Source organism: Pedococcus sp. P2_E4 (assembly GCF_056403935.1).
In genome coordinates, this window is the sequence record NZ_JBFUEO010000030.1 from 1 (window position 1) to 17,396 (window position 17,396).

20 protein-coding genes are annotated in these 17,396 nt (G+C 72.2%); 4 read left to right on the top strand and 16 right to left on the bottom strand.

Annotated features, from left to right (window positions below; translation table 11 throughout):
* On the bottom strand, positions 1-1,645 hold a 1,645-nt coding region (gene pepN / locus AC1DV7_RS13585; RefSeq protein ID WP_477597666.1), incomplete at its 3' end, for an aminopeptidase N.
* A gap of 175 nt (positions 1,646-1,820) precedes the next feature.
* Here pepN and AC1DV7_RS13590 point away from each other — a divergent pair.
* The gene (locus AC1DV7_RS13590; RefSeq protein ID WP_477597667.1) at positions 1,821-2,213 is read left to right on the top strand and encodes a hypothetical protein; all 393 of its coding nucleotides are present in this window, start codon (positions 1,821-1,823) and stop codon (positions 2,211-2,213) included.
* A 73-nt stretch (positions 2,214-2,286) separates the two neighbouring features.
* Here the strand turns inward: AC1DV7_RS13590 and AC1DV7_RS13595 are convergent, their stop codons facing one another.
* The 12 genes from AC1DV7_RS13595 to AC1DV7_RS13650 form a co-directional block, all read right to left on the bottom strand.
* On the bottom strand, positions 2,287-2,490 hold the full coding sequence (locus tag AC1DV7_RS13595; RefSeq protein WP_477597668.1) for a cold-shock protein: 204 nt from the start codon (positions 2,488-2,490) through the stop codon (positions 2,287-2,289).
* A 257-nt stretch (positions 2,491-2,747) separates the two neighbouring features.
* Positions 2,748-3,635 carry a zinc metalloprotease HtpX gene (gene htpX / locus AC1DV7_RS13600; protein ID WP_477597669.1) on the bottom strand — a complete coding sequence of 296 codons (888 nt, stop codon included), beginning with the start codon at positions 3,633-3,635 and terminating at the stop codon, positions 2,748-2,750.
* Between the two features lie 55 nt (positions 3,636-3,690).
* On the bottom strand, positions 3,691-5,253 hold the full coding sequence (locus AC1DV7_RS13605; RefSeq protein ID WP_477597670.1) for a proton-conducting transporter transmembrane domain-containing protein: 1,563 nt from the start codon (positions 5,251-5,253) through the stop codon (positions 3,691-3,693).
* Positions 5,250-6,725 carry a complex I subunit 4 family protein gene (locus tag AC1DV7_RS13610; RefSeq protein WP_477597671.1) on the bottom strand — a complete coding sequence of 492 codons (1,476 nt, stop codon included), beginning with the start codon at positions 6,723-6,725 and terminating at the stop codon, positions 5,250-5,252. The genes AC1DV7_RS13605 and AC1DV7_RS13610 overlap by 4 nt, the downstream gene beginning before the upstream one ends.
* A complete protein-coding gene (locus AC1DV7_RS13615) occupies positions 6,719-8,590 on the bottom strand; it encodes an NADH-quinone oxidoreductase subunit 5 family protein (protein ID WP_477597672.1) in 1,872 nt (623 codons plus the stop codon). Before AC1DV7_RS13615 ends, AC1DV7_RS13610 begins: the two co-directional genes overlap by 7 nt.
* A complete protein-coding gene (gene nuoK, locus AC1DV7_RS13620) occupies positions 8,587-8,919 on the bottom strand; it encodes an NADH-quinone oxidoreductase subunit NuoK (protein WP_477597673.1) in 333 nt (110 codons plus the stop codon). Before nuoK ends, AC1DV7_RS13615 begins: the two co-directional genes overlap by 4 nt.
* Positions 8,916-9,419: an NADH-quinone oxidoreductase subunit J family protein gene (locus AC1DV7_RS13625; protein ID WP_477597674.1), complete on the bottom strand. Its 504-nt coding sequence runs from the start codon at positions 9,417-9,419 to the stop codon at positions 8,916-8,918. Before AC1DV7_RS13625 ends, nuoK begins: the two co-directional genes overlap by 4 nt.
* Entirely contained in the window at positions 9,416-10,006 is a 591-nt protein-coding gene (locus AC1DV7_RS13630) for a NuoI/complex I 23 kDa subunit family protein (protein ID WP_477597675.1), read from the bottom strand. The genes AC1DV7_RS13625 and AC1DV7_RS13630 overlap by 4 nt, the downstream gene beginning before the upstream one ends.
* The gene (locus AC1DV7_RS13635; protein ID WP_477597676.1) at positions 10,003-10,962 is read right to left on the bottom strand and encodes a complex I subunit 1/NuoH family protein; all 960 of its coding nucleotides are present in this window, start codon (positions 10,960-10,962) and stop codon (positions 10,003-10,005) included. Before AC1DV7_RS13635 ends, AC1DV7_RS13630 begins: the two co-directional genes overlap by 4 nt.
* Positions 10,959-11,489 (bottom strand): NADH-quinone oxidoreductase subunit C, encoded by a 531-nt coding sequence (locus tag AC1DV7_RS13640; protein ID WP_477597677.1) that lies wholly within the window; start codon positions 11,487-11,489, stop codon positions 10,959-10,961. The genes AC1DV7_RS13635 and AC1DV7_RS13640 overlap by 4 nt, the downstream gene beginning before the upstream one ends.
* The gene (locus AC1DV7_RS13645) at positions 11,486-12,070 is read right to left on the bottom strand and encodes an NADH-quinone oxidoreductase subunit B (protein WP_477597678.1); all 585 of its coding nucleotides are present in this window, start codon (positions 12,068-12,070) and stop codon (positions 11,486-11,488) included. Before AC1DV7_RS13645 ends, AC1DV7_RS13640 begins: the two co-directional genes overlap by 4 nt.
* A complete protein-coding gene (locus AC1DV7_RS13650; protein WP_477597679.1) occupies positions 12,070-12,429 on the bottom strand; it encodes an NADH-quinone oxidoreductase subunit A in 360 nt (119 codons plus the stop codon). Before AC1DV7_RS13650 ends, AC1DV7_RS13645 begins: the two co-directional genes overlap by 1 nt.
* A gap of 70 nt (positions 12,430-12,499) precedes the next feature.
* Here AC1DV7_RS13650 and AC1DV7_RS13655 point away from each other — a divergent pair, with 70 nt between their 5' ends.
* Positions 12,500-13,147 (top strand): LON peptidase substrate-binding domain-containing protein, encoded by a 648-nt coding sequence (locus AC1DV7_RS13655; RefSeq protein ID WP_477597680.1) that lies wholly within the window; start codon positions 12,500-12,502, stop codon positions 13,145-13,147.
* Positions 13,148-13,203: 56 nt separating this feature from the next.
* Positions 13,204-13,707 carry a DinB family protein gene (locus AC1DV7_RS13660; RefSeq protein ID WP_477597681.1) on the top strand — a complete coding sequence of 168 codons (504 nt, stop codon included), beginning with the start codon at positions 13,204-13,206 and terminating at the stop codon, positions 13,705-13,707.
* 73 nt (positions 13,708-13,780) lie between these two features.
* On the opposite strand, the gene AC1DV7_RS13665 is transcribed toward AC1DV7_RS13660, so the two are convergent.
* From AC1DV7_RS13665 to AC1DV7_RS13675, 3 genes are read right to left on the bottom strand one after another with little or no spacing between them, the layout of a single operon-like run.
* Positions 13,781-14,320, bottom strand: coding sequence for a GNAT family N-acetyltransferase (locus AC1DV7_RS13665; protein WP_477597682.1), 540 nt, complete (start codon positions 14,318-14,320; stop codon positions 13,781-13,783).
* 54 nt (positions 14,321-14,374) lie between these two features.
* Entirely contained in the window at positions 14,375-15,355 is a 981-nt protein-coding gene (locus AC1DV7_RS13670) for a glycoside hydrolase family 68 protein (RefSeq protein WP_477597683.1), read from the bottom strand.
* Positions 15,356-15,387: 32 nt separating this feature from the next.
* Entirely contained in the window at positions 15,388-15,735 is a 348-nt protein-coding gene (locus AC1DV7_RS13675) for a DUF2087 domain-containing protein (RefSeq protein ID WP_477597684.1), read from the bottom strand.
* A gap of 94 nt (positions 15,736-15,829) precedes the next feature.
* On the opposite strand from AC1DV7_RS13675, the gene AC1DV7_RS13680 reads away from it, so the two are divergent.
* Complete coding sequence (locus AC1DV7_RS13680; protein ID WP_477597685.1) at positions 15,830-17,302, top strand: HNH endonuclease signature motif containing protein; 1,473 nt, start codon at positions 15,830-15,832, stop codon at positions 17,300-17,302.
* The last annotated feature ends 94 nt before the right edge of the window (positions 17,303-17,396 follow it).

Genomic DNA, 17,396 nt, shown 5'->3' on the forward strand with positions numbered 1-17,396 from the left:
GCGAGACCCACAGCACTGCCCGCGCCTGCACGTCGGGCACCGCCGCGAGGGTCGTCGGCAGCGCGGCGACCGTGGCGTCGTCCAGCAGCACCGTGGCCCAGGTCAGGTCACCGGCGTTCGGCACCACGAGGTCGGCGCGCGGCCCGTCGCGAAGGGCCGCCACGGGTGTCGAGGACCCCGTCAGGGTCACCGACTCGCGGAACACCTCGGCGCCGTCGCGGAAGCCGGCCACGTCGAACGTGTGCGGTCGCTCGGCGGGGAACTGCTGTGGCACCGTCCGGTGGATCGTGCCGGACTCCTGGTCGACCGACAGGACGTCGACCCCCGCGGTCAGCAGCCAGGCGCGGCTCCAGGGCTCGAGGTCCCGGCCACTGGCCGCCTCGATGGCAGCGAGGAAGTCGGCGAGCGTGCCGTTGCCGAAGGCGTTGTCCTGCAGGTATGCCGTCACCCCGGCGATGAACGCCTCGTCACCGATGTGGGCGATCAGCTGCCGCAGGGTGGAGGCGCCCTTGGCGTACGAGATGCCGTCGAAGTCCTGCAGCGCCGCCTGGGCGTCGCGCGCGGCCGACCCTGCCACGGGGTGCGTCGAGGGGGTGCGCTCGGCGGCATACCCCCAGGCCTTGCGGGCAACGCTGAAGTCCACCCACGCGTCGTCGAACTCCGTCGCGTCGACGCAGGTGCGGTGGGCCATGTACTCGGCGAACGACTCGTTGAGCCACAGGTCGTCCCACCACTGCATGGTGACGAGGTCGCCGAACCACATGTGCGCCATCTCGTGCGTGATGGTGTTGCTGCGGGCGAGCAGCTCGTCGCGCGCCGCCGCGCCGCGGAAGACCATCGTGTCGCGGAACGTCACACAGCCCGGGTTCTCCATCGCGCCGGCGTTGAACTCGGGGACGAAGACCTGGTGGTACTCCCCGAACGGGTACCGGATGCCGAACAGCTGGTGGTAGTAGTCGAAGCTCGCCTTGGTGACCTCGAGCATCTGCGGCGCCTCCCGTTCCAGGGCCTCCTTGAGCGAGGCGCGCGCGTGGATCCCGAGCGGTATGCCGTCGTGCTCGTCGAGCACGGACGTGTAGGGCCCGGCACAGACCGTGACGAAGTACGTCGCCAGCGGCTTGGTCGGCTCGAGCTCCCACCGCCCCGGAGCCACCTGTCGGGCCGCTCCGTTCCCCACGACGAGCCAGGCCTCCGGGGCGGTGACGGACACGGCATACGGGGCCTTGAGGTCGGGCTGGTCGAAGCACGCGAACACGCGCGGGCCGGCGTCGAGGAACAAGTGGCCATAGACGTAGTGCTCACCGTCGGCGGGGTCGACCGCACGGTGCAGCCCCTGGCCGTCCCGGCTGTAGGTCATGACCGCCTCGCACTCGAGGACGTTCTCGGCGGCGAGGCCGGTCAGGGTGATCCGGCCGTCATCGAGACCCGCGACGTCGACGGGGTCACCGTTGAGGGTCAGCGACACCAGCTCGCCCGGCTTGACGTCGAGGAACGTGCTCGCCCCGGCCTCGGTGCACCGGAACGTGATCCGGACGGAGGAGCCGAAGACCTCGGGTCCCCGGTCGAGGTCCAGGTCCAACTCCATCCGGTCGACGGCCAGGAGGTCGGAACGCAGGCGCGCTTCTGCTCGCGACAGTGAGGGCATGCCCACGATCTAACCAGTGGCTGCTGGGTGCCCGGTCCGCCTGGCCCCCCTGGCCCGATCGGGTGGCGACTGATGACCCCGCTGGGCCATTCCCGCGCCCTCGCCCGCGGACGAGGATCGGAAACGGTCTCCCCTGGCGGACAGGGGCACAGGGACCGTACGAAGGGAGCGAGCAATGCGTCGGATCGGGTGTCTTGTCGCAGCAGCGGCACTGGCCGCGTTCGCTGGAGTGGCCGCACCATCCGCGGCCACGGCGGCCGGCAGCGGGTTCATCGGAACGTGGGAGTCGACCGACACGGACGGCAGCCACCAGGTCCAGACCATCACCGGCTCACCCGGCGGGTCGCTCACCCTGCGCTACTACGACGACAGCGCCAACGTCTGTGGCGGCCCGCCCGCCCGGTTCGCAGGACACGGGTCCACGCAGGACGACACCCTGGTGGTCACGGGCGTCCTCGTCTGCGTTCCCGGGGGCAACATCTTCGGCCGGATCTCCCTGGAGGTCACCTACGTCCCCGGGGCGGATGTCCTGACCGACCCCAGCGGGGTCGTGTGGACCCGCCAGTGAGGCCCGACAGTCCCTGGGCGCACGAGAGCCCCCGACCTTGGCGGTCGGGGGCTCTCGTCAGGTGGAAGCCTGATCAGACGATCGAGACCTTCTCAGCCTGGGGGCCCTTGGGGCCCTGCGTGATGTCGAACTCGACACGCTGTGCCTCGTCGAGCGAGCGGTAGCCGCTGGACTCGATCGCGCTGTAGTGCACGAAGACGTCGGGGCCGCCGCCGTCCTGGGCGATGAAGCCGAAGCCCTTCTCAGCGTTGAACCACTTCACTGTTCCCTGTGCCATGGGATATCTCTTTTCATAATGGCCGACGCGGCCCACGGATGTGGACCACCAGCTGCGACATCACCGCGACACGGAACAAAGCCGATGTATGAAAAATGGGCCCACGGTTTGGCGGGCCCATCTCACGAGGAACTGCAACTGCGACCAGTGTAACCGGGTTCTGCCCAGTTGTGTTCCACCGGGGCCGAGCGGCTGGTTCGGGGCGCCGCCGCTCAGCGCTGACAGGCGCCGCCGCTCAGCGTGACGGTCGCCGTTGCTCAGCGCTGGCGGAAGCCGTAGGCCTGCTGCTCGAGGCGGGCGATGCGCTCGGTCATGGGCGGGTGCGTCGAGAAGAAGCGCGACACGTCCTGGGGCCGGAACGGGTTGGCGATCATCATGTGGCTGGAGTTCTGGATCGCCGGGGTGGGCTGCAGAGGCGCCTGCTGGACGCCGGTCTCGAGCTTGCGCAGCGCCGACGCGAGTGCGAGCGGGTCGCCGGTCAGCCGGGCCCCGTCCTCGTCGGCGTCGTACTCGCGCGTCCGGCTGATCGCCATCTGGATGATCATCGCCGCGAACGGCGCCAGCAACGCCATCGCGAGCAGCGCAATGGGGTTGGGACGGTCCTCGTCGTTGCCGCCGCCACCGAACATGCTCGCGAACATCAGCATCTGCGCCACCGAGGTGATCACGCCGGCGATGGCCGCCGCGACCGAGCCGGTGAGGATGTCGCGGTTGTAGACGTGCATCAGCTCGTGCCCGAGCACCCCACGCAGCTCGCGCTCGTCGAGCAGGCCCAGGATGCCCTCGGTGCAGCAGACGGCGGCGTTCTCGGGGTTGCGGCCGGTGGCGAAGGCGTTGGGGGCCGCGGTCGGGCTGATGTAGAGCTTGGGCATCGGCTTGCCGGCGGCGGTCGAGAGCTCGCGGACGATGCGGTACATCGCCGGGGCCTGCGCCTCGCTGACGGGGTAGGCGTGCATCGCCTTGATGGCGAGCTTGTCGGAGTTCCAGTAGCCGTAGAACGTCATGCCGACGCCGAACAGTGCGAACAGCCAGATGAAGGACGCGTTGCCGGTCGAGCTCGCGATGAGCCCGCCGATGCCGAGGAGCATGGCGAAGATGCCGGCGAAGAGGGCGGCGGTCTTGAGCCCGTTGAAGTGGTTGTGCATGCTCCCATTAACGCAGACGCCGGGCGCGCCGTTCCGAGGCCCGGGGCACAGCGCGTCAGGTGGTGAGGCCGAACACCAGCTGCGGCAGCACGCTCGTCGCGACCAGCACCACGGACGACAGCACCAGAGCCGCGAGCGCCGGCCTGGGGACCCGCCGGATGAGCGATCCAGCCGGTCCCTCGTCCGGGTCCCGGAGCAGGATCGCGAACCAGCGCAGGTAGACGGCCACGCCGATGACCGCGTTGGCCACGGCGACCAGGGCGAGCGCCCACTGCTCGGCCCCGACGACCGGGCGCAGCGCGACGACCTTGGCGACCAGTCCCACCACGCCCGGGGGCAGTCCCGCGAGCGAGACCAGGGCCAGCGCGAGGGTTCCCCCGAGCAGGGGGTGCGAGCGCAGCAGACCGGTGTATGCCGCGAGGCTGCGCCGGTCGCGCGTCGACCCTCGGGCGGGCGTGGACGAGGTGACGACGTGGACGACACTGAACGCGACGAGGGTCGCGACCACGTAGGCGAGCAGGTAGCCGCCCGACGCCGCCGGCGACTCGTCGGCCATCGCCGACAGGGGAAGGACCACCCACCCGGCCTGGGCGACGGTCGACCAGGCCAGCAGTCGGACCGGGTCGTCCTGCACGAGGGCCAGGACGTTGCCCACGGTCATGGACACCGCCGCCAGCAGCCCGAGGGCCACCAGCACGGGTGCGTCGACGTCGGCCAGGGGGCGCACCACCACGAGCAGCGCGGCGAGCGCTGCGACCTTGGAGGTCCCGGCGAGGAAGGCTGCCACGGGGTCTGACCCACCGGCATACGCCTGGGGGGTCCAGGCGTGGAAGGGGACGAGGGAGAGCTTGAAGCCCACCCCGCCGAGCAGGAACAGGACGCCCAGCACGAGGACGGCACGGCGGTCGGCGTCCGCGAGCGCCGCCTCGGCGGCGGCCGCCGAGAACACCGCCTCACCGGTGGCCACCAGCCACAGGGCGGCGCCCAGCGCAACCATCGCGAACGACACCACCGAGGTCGTGAGGAGGGCCAGGGCGCCGCGGGCTGCTGCCCAGGTGCCCCGCAGGGCGACCAGCGCGATCGCCGGCAGGGTGGCCAGCTCGAGGCACACGAGCCATGAGCCGAGGTCGCTGGCCCCGGCGACCCCGCACGCGCCGGCTGTCGCGGCGAGGACCAGCGAGACGACGACAGCCGGACCGCCACGCAGCCCGTCGGTGCGCTCACCTGTGGGCCAGGCCAGGAGCAGCACGACGGCCGCGGCACCGAGCGCCGCCAGCTGCAGTGCGCTCGCGAGGACACCCGCCTCGTAGAGGCAGGCGCCGTCGACGGCGGGGATGCACAGCGTGCGCACGGGGTCCGACACCAGCCGGCCGTCGGACCCGAAGACGGGCAGGGGACCGCCCGCGTTGCCGACGGCTCCCGGCACCGCGGCGACCAGCCCGACGGCGAGCGCCACGAGGCCCACGACGGGGTGGAACCGTTGCAGCCGGGGGAACAGCGCGTCGACCAGGAGGATGAGCACCGCCCCCAGGGCCGGCGCGAGCACCGGCGTGAGGGCGAGCCAGTCGAAGGACACGACCCCGGGTGCGGCCGCCGCCGCTGCGAGCGCGGTGCTCACGAGCCCGCCCCGAGCAGGGTGGTGACCGCGTCACCCGTCATCGCCAGCAGGGGGCCAGGTGCCACGCCGAGCGCGACGGTCGCGGCCACGAGCACGGCCACGACGTCCCACTCGCTGTCGCGGCTGTCGGTGATGGACGGCTCGGTGCGCTCCCCCGCCCAGACGGTGCGGGCGACGCGCAGGCTGTAGGCCGCGGCGAGGACGGTGCCCAGGGCGGCCACGACGGCGAGGGTGCGGAACAACGCGAGGGGGCGGCCGTCGGCCGGTGACCACGCGGCATACACGGCGAGGAACTCGCCCCAGAACCCGGCGAGGCCGGGCAGCCCCAGCGAGGCCGCGAGGCCGACGACCAGCGCGAAGCCCAGCCGGGGCGTGACCTCGCGCAGTGCGGCCCGCGCCGTCGTGAGGTCGGCACTGCCCCAGCGTTCCTTGAGGCCGCCGACCACGACGAACAGCAGGGCGGAGACGACGCCGTGCGCGACGTTCGCGAACAGCGCGGCCTGCAGCCCCGTCCGGGTGCCGCTGGCAAGCCCCAGGACGACGAAGCCCATGTGGGCGACGCTGGAGTACGCGACGAGCCGCTTCAGGTCCCGCTCGACGAGGCAGGCGAGGCCTCCCCAGAGGATGCCGATGCCACCGAGCACGGCCAGGACGGGCGCGACCCGGGCGAACCCGTCGGGGACCGAGGCGAGCGGTAGCCGGACCAGGCCGTACGTGCCCATCTTGAGCAGCACCGCGGCCAGCAGCACCGACCCCGCGGTGGGGGCGGTCGTGTGGGCGGGCGGCAGCCAGGTGTGCAGGGGGAAGACCGGGACCTTGACGGCCAGCCCCGCGACGAGCAGACCGGCGACGACCACCTGGGTGTGGACGGGTATGCCGTGCCCGCCGCCCTGCGCGAGCACGTCGAGGTCCGAGGTGCCGGCCTGGGTGACGAGGGCGAGGATGCCGACCAGCATGAGCGTCGAGCCGAACGCGGTGTAGAGGACGAAGCGGCCCCCGGCGTCGGCGCGGGCACCGGGGTCGTGGGGGTCGCCGAAGCGGCTGATGAGGACCCACATCGGCACGAGGACGAGCTCGAAGGCGATGAAGAACAGCACCGCGTCGCGGGCGTAGAACGTCGCGAGCGCCCCGAACTCGACGAGCAGGAGGCAGCCGTGGAAGGCGCCGGTCGTCCCCCCGGTCGGGGGTCGGTCCATGGTGTGTAGGACGACGCCCACCCCGAGGACGGCGGTGAGCAGCAGCAGGGGGGCGCTGATGCCGTCGACCTCGAGCTGCCAGCGCAGCCCCAGGCTGGGCACCCAGGCCCGGTCGACGGTGGGCCGCAGGATGACGGCCAGGAGGACGGCGGCCAGGGTGACGACACTCGCGGCGGTCGCGAGGAGGTTCGCGGGACGGTGCGCGAGGCCCCTCCCGGCCGTGAGCAGCCAGACGGCGACGGCGACCGGCACCACGAGGCTGAGGAGGATCACCACAGCGCCACCCCCGCGAGGGCCACGGCGACGACGCCGGCGGCCACCCAGGCCAGGGCCGAGGCGGCGCGTTCGGTCGAGTGCACGCGGTTGCCGCCCCGCCCGCCGATCATGGTCGCGGCAGCGGCCCCCCGCACGTACGCGTCGATCACCTCACGGTCGAGGAAAACGACGAGGCGGGCGAGCGCCAGCACCGGGGCAGTTGCGGCGACGTACAGGCGGTCGACACCGAACCCGTTGTCGAACAAGGGGATTCGTGCGCCGACGAGTCGCTCCGCAGGATCCTCCCCCCGCGCCGTGCGGGCGATCGCGAAGCCCGCCCCGGCGATGAGCAGGAGGCTCAGCAGGGCCATCCACCAGCTCACGTGGGTGCCCAGCTCGACCAGCGGGGTGAAGACCACGAGCCCACCGAGCACCGTCAGGACCACCAGTGCGGTGACCACTGCGCGAACCCCGAGCCCGGCCTTGTCGGCCTCGTGGCGCTCGATGTCTGCCGAGTCGAGGTCATCGAGGACGACCCAGGCGCGCATGCAGTAGGCGGCAGTCAGCACGACCGTGACGAGGGCCGCTGCCAGGACGAGCCAGCCACGGACCTCTCCGGCCCCGGCGCCCGCCTCGGCCGCGGCGAGTACGTGCTCCTTGGAGGCGAACCCGACCAGCGGGGGGACCCCTGCGAGCGAGAGCAACCCGACGAAGAGCGCCGGGCGGATGAAGAGGTGGCCGCGCAGGCCGCCGCGCAGGGTCGTGGCCGCCGTCCCGCCGACGATGACGCTCAGCCAGCCGATCGCGAGGAACAGCAACGCCTTGAAGAAGGCGTGCGAGTAGAGGTGGAGCACCCCGGCGCCCGGCCCCTCGTCGGCCGGCGCCACGGCGAGCGCCGAGAGCATGAGGGCCACCTGGCTCAGCGTGGAGTACGCGAGGAGCCGCTTGAGGTCGCTCTGGCCGAAGGCCAGCAAGGCAGCCCAGACCATCGTCACGGCCGTGCTGACGGCCAGCAGCCATCGGGCGCCGTCGGCGACGACGAGCAGGTCGAACAGCTGGGCCAGCACGAAGGTGCCAGCCGCGACCATGGTCGCCGCATGGATCAGCGCGGACGCCGGGGTGGGGCCTTCCATGGCGTCGGGGAGCCAGTCGTGGAACGGCACCATGCCCGACTTGCCGAGGATGCCGACGACCAGGAGCACCATCGCCAGGGTGAGCACACCCCGGTCGGGGGCGACGCAGGCACCGGCGTCGGGGCAGTCCTGCACGGGCCCCCACTCCTGCAGGACGCGGGCGTAGGCCGTGGACCGGACCTGCGCGGCCAGGATCACCACGCCGAGCACGAAGCCCACGTCGGCGAACCGGGTCACGAGGAACGCCTTGAGCGCCGCGCGGCGGGCGGACTCCTTGCGGCTCCAGTGGCCGATCAGCAGGTACGAGCACCAGCCCATGACCTCCCAGCCGACGAGGGTGAGGACGAGGTCGGCGGACTGGACGGTCAGCAGCATGCCTGCGCAGAACAGCGAGACGGTGGCGGCGAAGATGCCGTAGCGGTCGTCGTCGCGCAGGTACCAGGCGGCGAAGACCTGCACGGCCAGGCCGACGATCCCGACCACTACGGCGATGAGGGCGGTGGCGTCGGTCGCCTGCAGCTGCAACGGGATCCGCAGGCTGCCGGTCTCGAGCGCGGGGACGGTGCCGATGACGTGCGCCGGGCCGTCGGCGTGGACGCCGACCATCTGGATCAGCGCAGCCAGCAGGGTGATGGCCGCGACGCCGGTCGCCACGAGGCGTGCCATGGCGTCCCGCCCCCGGGCGAGCAGCAGTCCCGCCAGCGCGGCCAGCGCCGGCAGCAGCACCACGAGCCGGACGGACGTCGCGGTCACCGCACGACCCGCTGCTCGGCGTCGGCGCTGGCGTCCACGGCCTCCGTCAGGTCGATCGTGCCGCGCTGCCGGAACACGGCGAGGACCACCGCGAGCGCCACGACCACCTCGGCCGCGGCGATCGTGATCACGAACAACGTCAGCACGGCGCCGGCCGCCCACCGGTCACCGGCACCGGCAGCAACCGAGACGAGCAGCAGGGTGGCGGCGTTGAGCACGAGCTCGACGCCGATGAGCACGAGGACCGCATTGCGCCGCGCCAGGATGCCGTACGTGCCGAGGCCGGCGAGGACCGCGGCCAGCAGGTAGGGGCCGAGCAGGTGGATCACCGCTCGCCCCCCGCCAGGCGCGAGACGGCCAGGGCGGCTATGAGCGCGACCAGCAGCAGGAGGGACAGGACCTCGAACGGCCAGACCCAGGTGCCGAAGAGCTGCTCGGCGAGCTCACCCGTGCGGGTCTCGTGCCGTGGCACTGCCGCTCCGGTGAGGGGGACGAGCGCCGACGCGAGCAACGCCGTCACCGCTGCGCCGAGCACGGCGGCCAGCACGCGGTGCAGCCGGCTGGTGGACACCTCGGGGTTCGGGCCGATGGGTGCGCGCGTCAGCATCAGGGCGAACAGCACCAGCACCACCACGGCGCCGACGTAGACGAGCAGCTGCACGAGCGCCACGAACTCGGCGCCGAGCACGAGGTAGCAGCCGGCCACCGAGCCGAGGCACAGGACGAGCCACAGGGCGGCGTGCACGACGTGGCGCGTGGTCACGGCGAGCAGGCCGCTGACCGCGGCGATCAGCCCCACCGCGGCGAAGGCCACGTCGAGCGACGTCACGTGACCTCCTCGTCCGCCGCTCCCACGACCCGGGTGGGTGGCGTCGCTGACCGCGGGACGCGGGCCGGCTTGGCGCTCGCCGCAATCTCCGCGGGTTCGGCCGCGTGCTCGTCGAGGGCTGACGGCGGGGGCACCGTCGGCATCCACTGGCCGAGCCGGCCCTTCTCGTGGAGCAGGTCCCGGATGTCGAGCTCGGAGTACTCGAACTCGGGGCTCCAGTGCAGGGCGTCGAACGGGCAGACCTCGATGCAGATGCCGCAGTACATGCAGAGGCTGAAGTCGATGGCGAACCGGTCGAGCACGTTGCGCTGGCGTTCGCGGCCGCCTGGGGTGGTCGCCGGGATCGTCTCCTTGTGGGAGTCGATGTAGATGCACCAGTCAGGGCACTCGCGCGCGCAGAGCATGCACGAGGTGCAGTTCTCCTCGAGCAGCGCGATGACCCCGCGGGTGCGCGGCGGCAGGTGCGGCGGCGCATCGGGGTACTCGGCGGTGTGGGTGGGCCGGGCCATGGTCCGCGCCGTGGTGGCCAGTCCCTTGAGGATGCCCGGCAGGCCGATGCCGGGCAGCTTCTGCTCGTCGTCGCTCATGCCGTCACCACCACCCACACACCGGTCAGTGCGAGCTGGGCGAGGGCCAGCGGCACCAGGACGAGCCAGGCGAGGCGCTGCAGCTGGTCCTCTCGCAGCCGCGGCCACGCCACCCGCAGCCAGATCACGAGGACCGCGATGCAGAACCCCTTCAGCAGCGTCCACACGACCCCGAGCTGGTCGCTCGCCAGACCACGCCAGCCCCCGAGGTAGAGCACGGCGAACAACAGGGACATGACGACGATGCCGGCGTACTCGCTCAGCAGGAAGAACGCGAACCGCAGCCCGGTGTACTCGGTGTAGGCGCCGAACACGATCTCGGAGTCGGCCACCGGCATGTCGAACGGCGGCCGCTGCAGCTCGGCGACGGCGGCGACGAGGAACACGACGGCGCCGGGCAGCTGCCACAGCAGCCACCACGGCGACCACGCCTGCGCGATGCCACCCAGCGACAGCGACCCGGCGGCAAGGCAGACGCTCGCGACCGCCAGCACCAGGGGCAGCTCGTAGGACAGCAGCTGGGCGGCGGCCCGCATCGCGCCGAGCAGCGAGTACTTGTTGGCGCTCGCCCACCCGGCCATGAGGGTCCCGAGGATGCCGACCGCGGTCACCGCGAGGACGAACACGGCGGAGCCGGGCAGGTCGGCGGCGACGACCTCGGCGCTGAGGGGGATCACGGCCATCGCGACCAGGTACGGGATGAGCGCCACGGCGGGGGCGAACCGGAACACCCGACGGTCGGCCGCGGCCGGGGTGATGTCCTCCTTCTGGACGAACTTCACCCCGTCGGCCACCAGCTGGGCCCACCCGTGGAACCCCCCGGCATACATCGGGCCGAGGCGCCCCTGCATGTGCGCCATGACCTTGTGCTCGGTCTGGCCCACGAGCAGTGGCAGGACGAGGAAGGCGGCGAGCGTTCCCACCGCACGCACAGTGACGTCGAGGGCGTCGTTCACCGTGGCCCCCACTCGGGGTCGGGGACGCCCGGCGCGCTGACCCGGCGGCGACCCGTCGGCTTGGCGTGCTCGCTCTCCCCGGGCTCCTTGGCGCCGGGCCACTGCTTGGACGCCCGAGCCGCGAGGACGAACGACTTGCGCAGCGGGGTGCCCTCGAAGCCGTCGGGAAGCAACAGCGGTCGCAGTCCCTGGCCCGTGCCGTCGTCGAAGCCCTCGAAGTCGAGCCCGAACATCTCGTGGGTCTCGCGCTCGTGCCACGCCGCACCGCGGAAGACCCCGGTGATGCTCGCGAGCGCCTGGCCCTCGGGCACCCGCGTCCGGATCATGATGCGGCGCAACGCTCCCGGCGTCGAACCGTCGAGCAGGTGGCAGACGACGTCGAGGCCCGCGGCCTCGTCCGCGTCGGCCTGGTCGACTGCCGTGAGCCAGTCGAAGAACGTGTATGCCGCGTCGCGCGCCTCCGTGACCGCCTGCACCCAGTCGGCGGGGTCGACCTCGCGACGCTCGAGGCTCTGCCGGTCGGTCACGACGACGCCTCGGGTGGGGCCAGCAGCCCGCGCGTGACCTCACCGGCGCTGGCGGTGCGGTGGCCTGCGTACTTCGCGCGGATTCCCTTGGTGGACAAGGACTCCGAGGCGATCTTCTCCTGGAGCTTGAGGATGCCCTGCAGCAAGGCCTCTGGGCGCGGCGGGCATCCGGGGACGTAGACGTCGACCGGGATGATCGTGTCGACGCCCTTGGTGACGCAGTAGGAGTCCCAGTAGGGACCGCCGGAGTTGGAGCAGGCGCCGAACGAGATGACGTACTTGGGCTCGGGCATCTGGTCGTAGAGCCGGCGCACGGCTGGGGCCATCTTGTCCGTCACCGTGCCGCTGACGACCATGAGGTCGGCCTGTCTCGGGCCGGGGGCGAAGGGGATGACGCCGAGCCGGATGAAGTCGTGCCGCGCCATCGAGGCCGCGATGAACTCGATCGCGCAGCAGGCGAGGCCGAAGTTGAAGACCCAGAGGGAGTACCGGCGCCCCCAGTTGAGGACGATCTTGATCGGCGTCGGCGCGTGGTCGGCAGCGAGACCGACCCGGGGCATGGGGAGCTCGACCGCGGCCATCAGAGCCACCTCAGCAGGCCACGACGGGCCGCGTGGACGAGACCGACGAGCAGCACGCCGATGAAGACGGCGATCTCCACGAGCGACACGGCCCCGAGGGAGCTCGACCGCAGTACCAGGGCCCACGGGAAGAGGTAGACGGCGTCCACGGCGAAGATGACGTAGAGGAAGGCGTAGACGAAGTAGCGGACCTGGGTCTGCGCCCAGTCCCGGCCGACCGGGTCGACACCCGACTCGTACGTCGTCAGCTTGGCGCGGGTCGGCGCCTTCGGGGCGAGCAGGGTGCGGGCACCCATCGCGGCCACGAAGAGCAGCAGGCCGACCACGACCACCGCAGCGACGACGACGTAGGGCGACACGCTTGGCAGCCTAGTGGGCCGCTTCGCCACAGGGGTGTTGCGCCGCGTCCCGCGGACCTACGGTGGTGAGGTGGCCAGGCTGCCCCTCTTCCCCCTCGGGACCGTGCTGGTGCCGGGGGCACAGCTGCCGCTGCAGATCTTCGAGCCGCGCTACGTCGAGCTGCTGAGCGACCTCGTGAACGCCACGGAGGTCCCGGAGTTCGGCGTCGTCGCGATCCGCCAGGGCCACGAGGTGGGGCCGGACGCGGCCCACGACCTGCACGAGGTCGGCTGCGTCGCCCGGGTGGACCGAGCCGCGAGCGCGGGCGACGGCCGCTACCTCGTGCTCGGCACCGGGGTGCGCCGCTTCCACCTCGACGCGCTCGCGCCCAGCGCCGGCACGGCATACCTCACGGGGGAGGTGACCGTCCTCGGTGAGCCCACGGGCGACGCGGAGGCGGCGAGTGCCCTCGCAGCCCGGCTGCGCCGGGCGCTGCACGGGTACGCACGAACCGTCGGGGCGCAGGAGCCGCAGTGGCCCACCGACGACGTGGACCTCTCGTATGCCGTCGGGGCCGCGGTGGGGCTCGACCTCGGCGACCGTCAGCGGCTGCTCGCCGCCCCCGACACCGAGACCCGTCTGCGGCTCGGCCTGCTGCTCGTCCAGCGCGAGCACGCGCTGGCCCAGACCCTCGGCGTGGTGCCGCCGCCGACGAGCCACACGTACAACCCCAACTGAACCCTTCGCCGAAACCCGGTGGCGCAGGCCCCGGTGGTTCGGACAGGGTTCGACCCATGACGCCTGATGAGACCCCGAGGTCCTGGGACGAGCGCACCACGCTGCTCACGATGCTGCAGTACACCCGCGACGTCGCGGTGGGGAAGGTGCGCGAGCTGGCGGCCGAGCACGTGGGCGCCGCGCCCCTGCCGGGGTCGCCGCTGATGACCCTGGGTGGGGTGGTCAACCACCTGCGCTGGGTGGAGCACTCGTGGGTCGAGAACCGGTTCGTCGGCGGCCCTGACCTCGGGCCGTGGACCCGGGAGGAGCCGGACCGCGAGTTCAGCTTGGGGGCGAGCACGCCGCTGGAGGAGACGCTGGCGGAGTTCGCCGCCCAGGCGGAGCGAACCGACGCCATCGTGGCGCGGCTCGACCTCGACGACCGGTCGGTGACCCCGCTCCGGTCCGGGGAGCACCCGACCCTGCGCTGGGTGCTGTTGCACCTCGTCGAGGAGAACTCCCGGCACAACGGCCACCTCGACATCCTGCGCGAGCTCGCGGACGGCCGGACCGGCGACTGACGGCCTGGCCCAGCCAGGCTGGCTGGCTGGCTGGCTGGCCACTGGCCGGCCCGGCCCCTGGCCCGCCGGCTGCTCAGTCCAGCGCCTCGAAGGCCGGCGCGTAGCGGAACCGACCGCGCAGGCCGGTCCCCCACGCGGTGAGGCGGCGCAGCATGAAGTACTGCGGCCCCCAGGGCTGCGGAGGCGTGATGCCGTGGTCGACGGCAGGCTCGAAGCCGAACCTCGGGTAGTACTCGGGGTGGCCGAGCAGGATCACACCCCGCTCACCGAGGGCGTCGGCGGCGGCCAGGGTGGCGTGCATGAGGGCCGAGCCCACGCCGAGACGCTGGGCATCGGGGCGGACACCGAGCGGTCCGAGGGCCACGAGCGGCGCTGGTTCGTCGTCGAGCAGGCCGCGGCTCACGGCCACGTGGCCGACCACCTCACCGTCGCGCTCCGCCACGAGGCACAGCGGCGCGAGCAGGTCGCCGTGGTCGCGCAGCACGTCGACGAGGCGGGCCTCGACGGATCCGTCGGTCGCCTGCTGGTCACTGGTCGCGGGCTTCGCGAACGCCGCCCGGTGGATGGCACGGACGGCGTCGGCGTCCTCGCGGAGCTCCTGGCGGATCAGCATGGGAGCGACCCTAGGCGGGGCTCCCCGGCTCAGGCACCCGAGTTTGGGCGGAGGCTAGGCCTCGCGCGCGACGAGGTAGCCGTCCGCGTCGAGGGTCACGGGGATCGGGTCGATGATCTCGAAGGCGTCGATGCCCTGGGGCTCGAGGTTGCGGAAGCCGACGATGACCCACGAGCCATCACGCAGCTGCACCAGCGGGGCGGCGAAGAGGTCGGGCTCCAGGGTGAACGGGCGGGCCTGCTGGATGTCCCACGGCCCGAGCGGCCCCGGTCCAGGGACCGACCAGGTGCAGTAACGACCCGACCGCTCGATGCGCTCGGCCGTCATCTCCTGCGGGTGGCAGGTGAACACGAGCACCCAACGGCCGTCGATCTGCTTGTCCTGCAACACCTCCAGCTGGCCGAAGCCGGCGCCCGGCTCACACAGTGGCGGGCCGAGCCGCCAGTGTTCGAGGTCGTCGCTGGTGGCGTGGGCGACGACCCCGTCGTCGTTGCGTCCGGCCTCCCGGGCACGAGCGCTCACCAGCATGTGCCAGCCCTCGCCGTCGGGGTCGGCGAACACCAGGGGGTCACGCCAGGTCTCACTGGACCCCTCGAGGTCGGGGCCCTGCGTCGGGGCAGGGCTGTTGGCGAGGTTCTTGTACCACTGACCGTCGACGCGCACCGAGGGCTCGTCGGACACGCGGGTCCAGTGGTGCAGGTCGTCGCTCACCGCCGACCCCACCCGCTGGTCGTAGATGTGGTGGCCGGCGGTGGAGACGGCTGTATAGAACATGCGCCACCGGGCTCCGTCGTGCAGCACCGACCCGGTCCAGATGGCGAGGTCGTCGAAGCCGGACTCCGCCGGGCCGAACGTCTCGCCCAGGTAGTCCCACGTGACGAGGTCGCGGGAGGTCGCGTGGCCGACCCGCGCGGCCGTATGGCGCTTGCCGGGGTCTCCGAGCGCGCGCGGCGCCTGCAGGAAGAAGAGGTGGTAGAGGTCGCCGTCGTCGGCGACCCACGAGTCCCAGATCCAGAGGTCGTCGAGGCGCAGCATGCGCAGAGTGTGGCAGCAGTTCCGGGGTTCCTCTAGGGCTGGACCGTGGGACGGACCGGGGGGTCGGCCGCAGGCGCGACCGCAGGTTCGACGGTGCCGCCGGCTCGCCAGTACTGGCCGTCGCGCCGCCCGAGGAACCCCTCCTCGACGAGGTAGCGACGCAACGCCGCGACGTCGTCGTGGAAGGTTCGCAGCGCCGCGTTGACCTCGACCTCCGGGTACGTCCGTCCGATCTCGAACTGCTGGGCGATGAGGTTGAGGATGACGAGCCGCTTGGTGATCTTGGTGGGGATCGACCTCAGGCTCCCGTCGGGGAGGACAAACGCCCGCAGGACCTGCTCCTCGTGCGCCAGGGCATCGTCGAGACTGGGGCGGTGCATGGGCCGACGGTAACCCGCATTCTCGTTGTCCACCAATGGAATTCGCTGTGGACAACCATTGTGGCGATCGCTGCCATCGGGTAAAATCGAACACATGTTCGAAGACCTCTCGACGGTGACCGACCTGGAGCCCGCGGCCCTCGCGAAGCTCGTGTTCGGCCTGTCCGACGAGGCGATCGCGGCCCTCGACCTGGCCGAGGCAGAGGCCTTGGTGGCGGCGACCCAGCGCGTAGTCAACGCCGTCATCGCGCGCCAGGCCAGCGCCGTCGAGACCGTGGCGCGACGCTGCGACGAGCGGTGCGAGCAGGAGGCAGCCGACCTCGCCGCGCGCGGTGGACGTCCCTTCCACACCACGGGCGACCAGATCGCGGCTGGTTCATTGGCCGCGTTGCTCCACGTGGCGCCCCGCACCATGTCGTCGCGGGTGGCGCGGGCTCGCCGCCTGGTGTGCGCCCTCCCCGACGTGCAGCGGCTCGCGTGGGCCGGTGACCTCGAGCCCTACCGCGTCGAGGCCGTCGTGCAKGAGTCGTGCGCCGTGGACCCAGCCCGGATCGCCGAGTTCGAGGCGCGCCTGCTCGAGTCCGACGTGACCGCGCTGCCGACGTCCGCTCTGCGCCGTCGCGCGCGCGCCTGTGCGGTGCGGTGCGCGCCCGAGGACGCCGCGGTGCTAGCCGCCCGCGCGCACGCCCGGCGCGACGTGCGGGTCCAGCCCGGTGACGTGATCGGCATGACGAGGCTGGTCGCTGACCTGCCCACGGCCACGGCCCGGCGGCTGTGGGGCGCGATCGACGGGCTGGCGGCCGAGTACGTGCGGGCCAGTCCCGGCACGCTCGTCGGAGCCGCCCGTGCCGATGCCCTGAGCGACCTCATCGAGGCCAACGCGACGATCACCACCACGGTTGAGCTCGTCGCGCCGATCGACTGCGAGGTGGGCGTGGGCCTCCGCCCGCGCGCCGGGTCGCGGTGCACGCCCGGGGCAGGCTTCGGAGCGAGGCAGCGGCTCGGGGCCGACCAGCGCACCGACGACGACGCAGGCGGAGAGCGCACGGACTCCGAGAGCTACGACCAGCTCGCGTGCGAAGAGCTCGACGACGGTGTCCTTCACCAGCATGGCGACCTGTCGTGGTTCGTGTCCGGTCCGTCGCACGTCGCGACGATGGGCTCGCTGCTCCCTGCCGATGTCGCGGACCTGCTCGCCGACCCTGACGTCACCGTGCGGCTGGCCCGCACCGACCAGCTCACCGGGGCGGTCCGCTGGCAGGACCCCACGGCATACCGGCCCAATGCACGCACTGCCCGAGCGGTGCGGTCACGCGACGGGACCTGCCGGTTCCCCGGCTGCGGCACCCCAGCGCGGCGATGTCAGCTCGACCACGTGGTGCGGTTCCCGCAGGGTCGGACCGCGGTCTCGAACCTCCAGGCGCTGTGTGCCACCCACCACGGGTTCAAGCACCATGCCGGCTGGACCGTCGAGATGGACACGGTGGGCATGTGCACGTGGACGGCTCCCGACGGACGCACCCACGTGACGTGGCCGTTCGACCGCCACGACCGCCGGGCGGCATGAGACCAGGGCCGACAGCCTCGTGTCCTGACTCCGCTGCCAGCGAGCGCACACTCATGCGGTTGATCGCGCTCATGCCGAGGAACGGACGACCTTG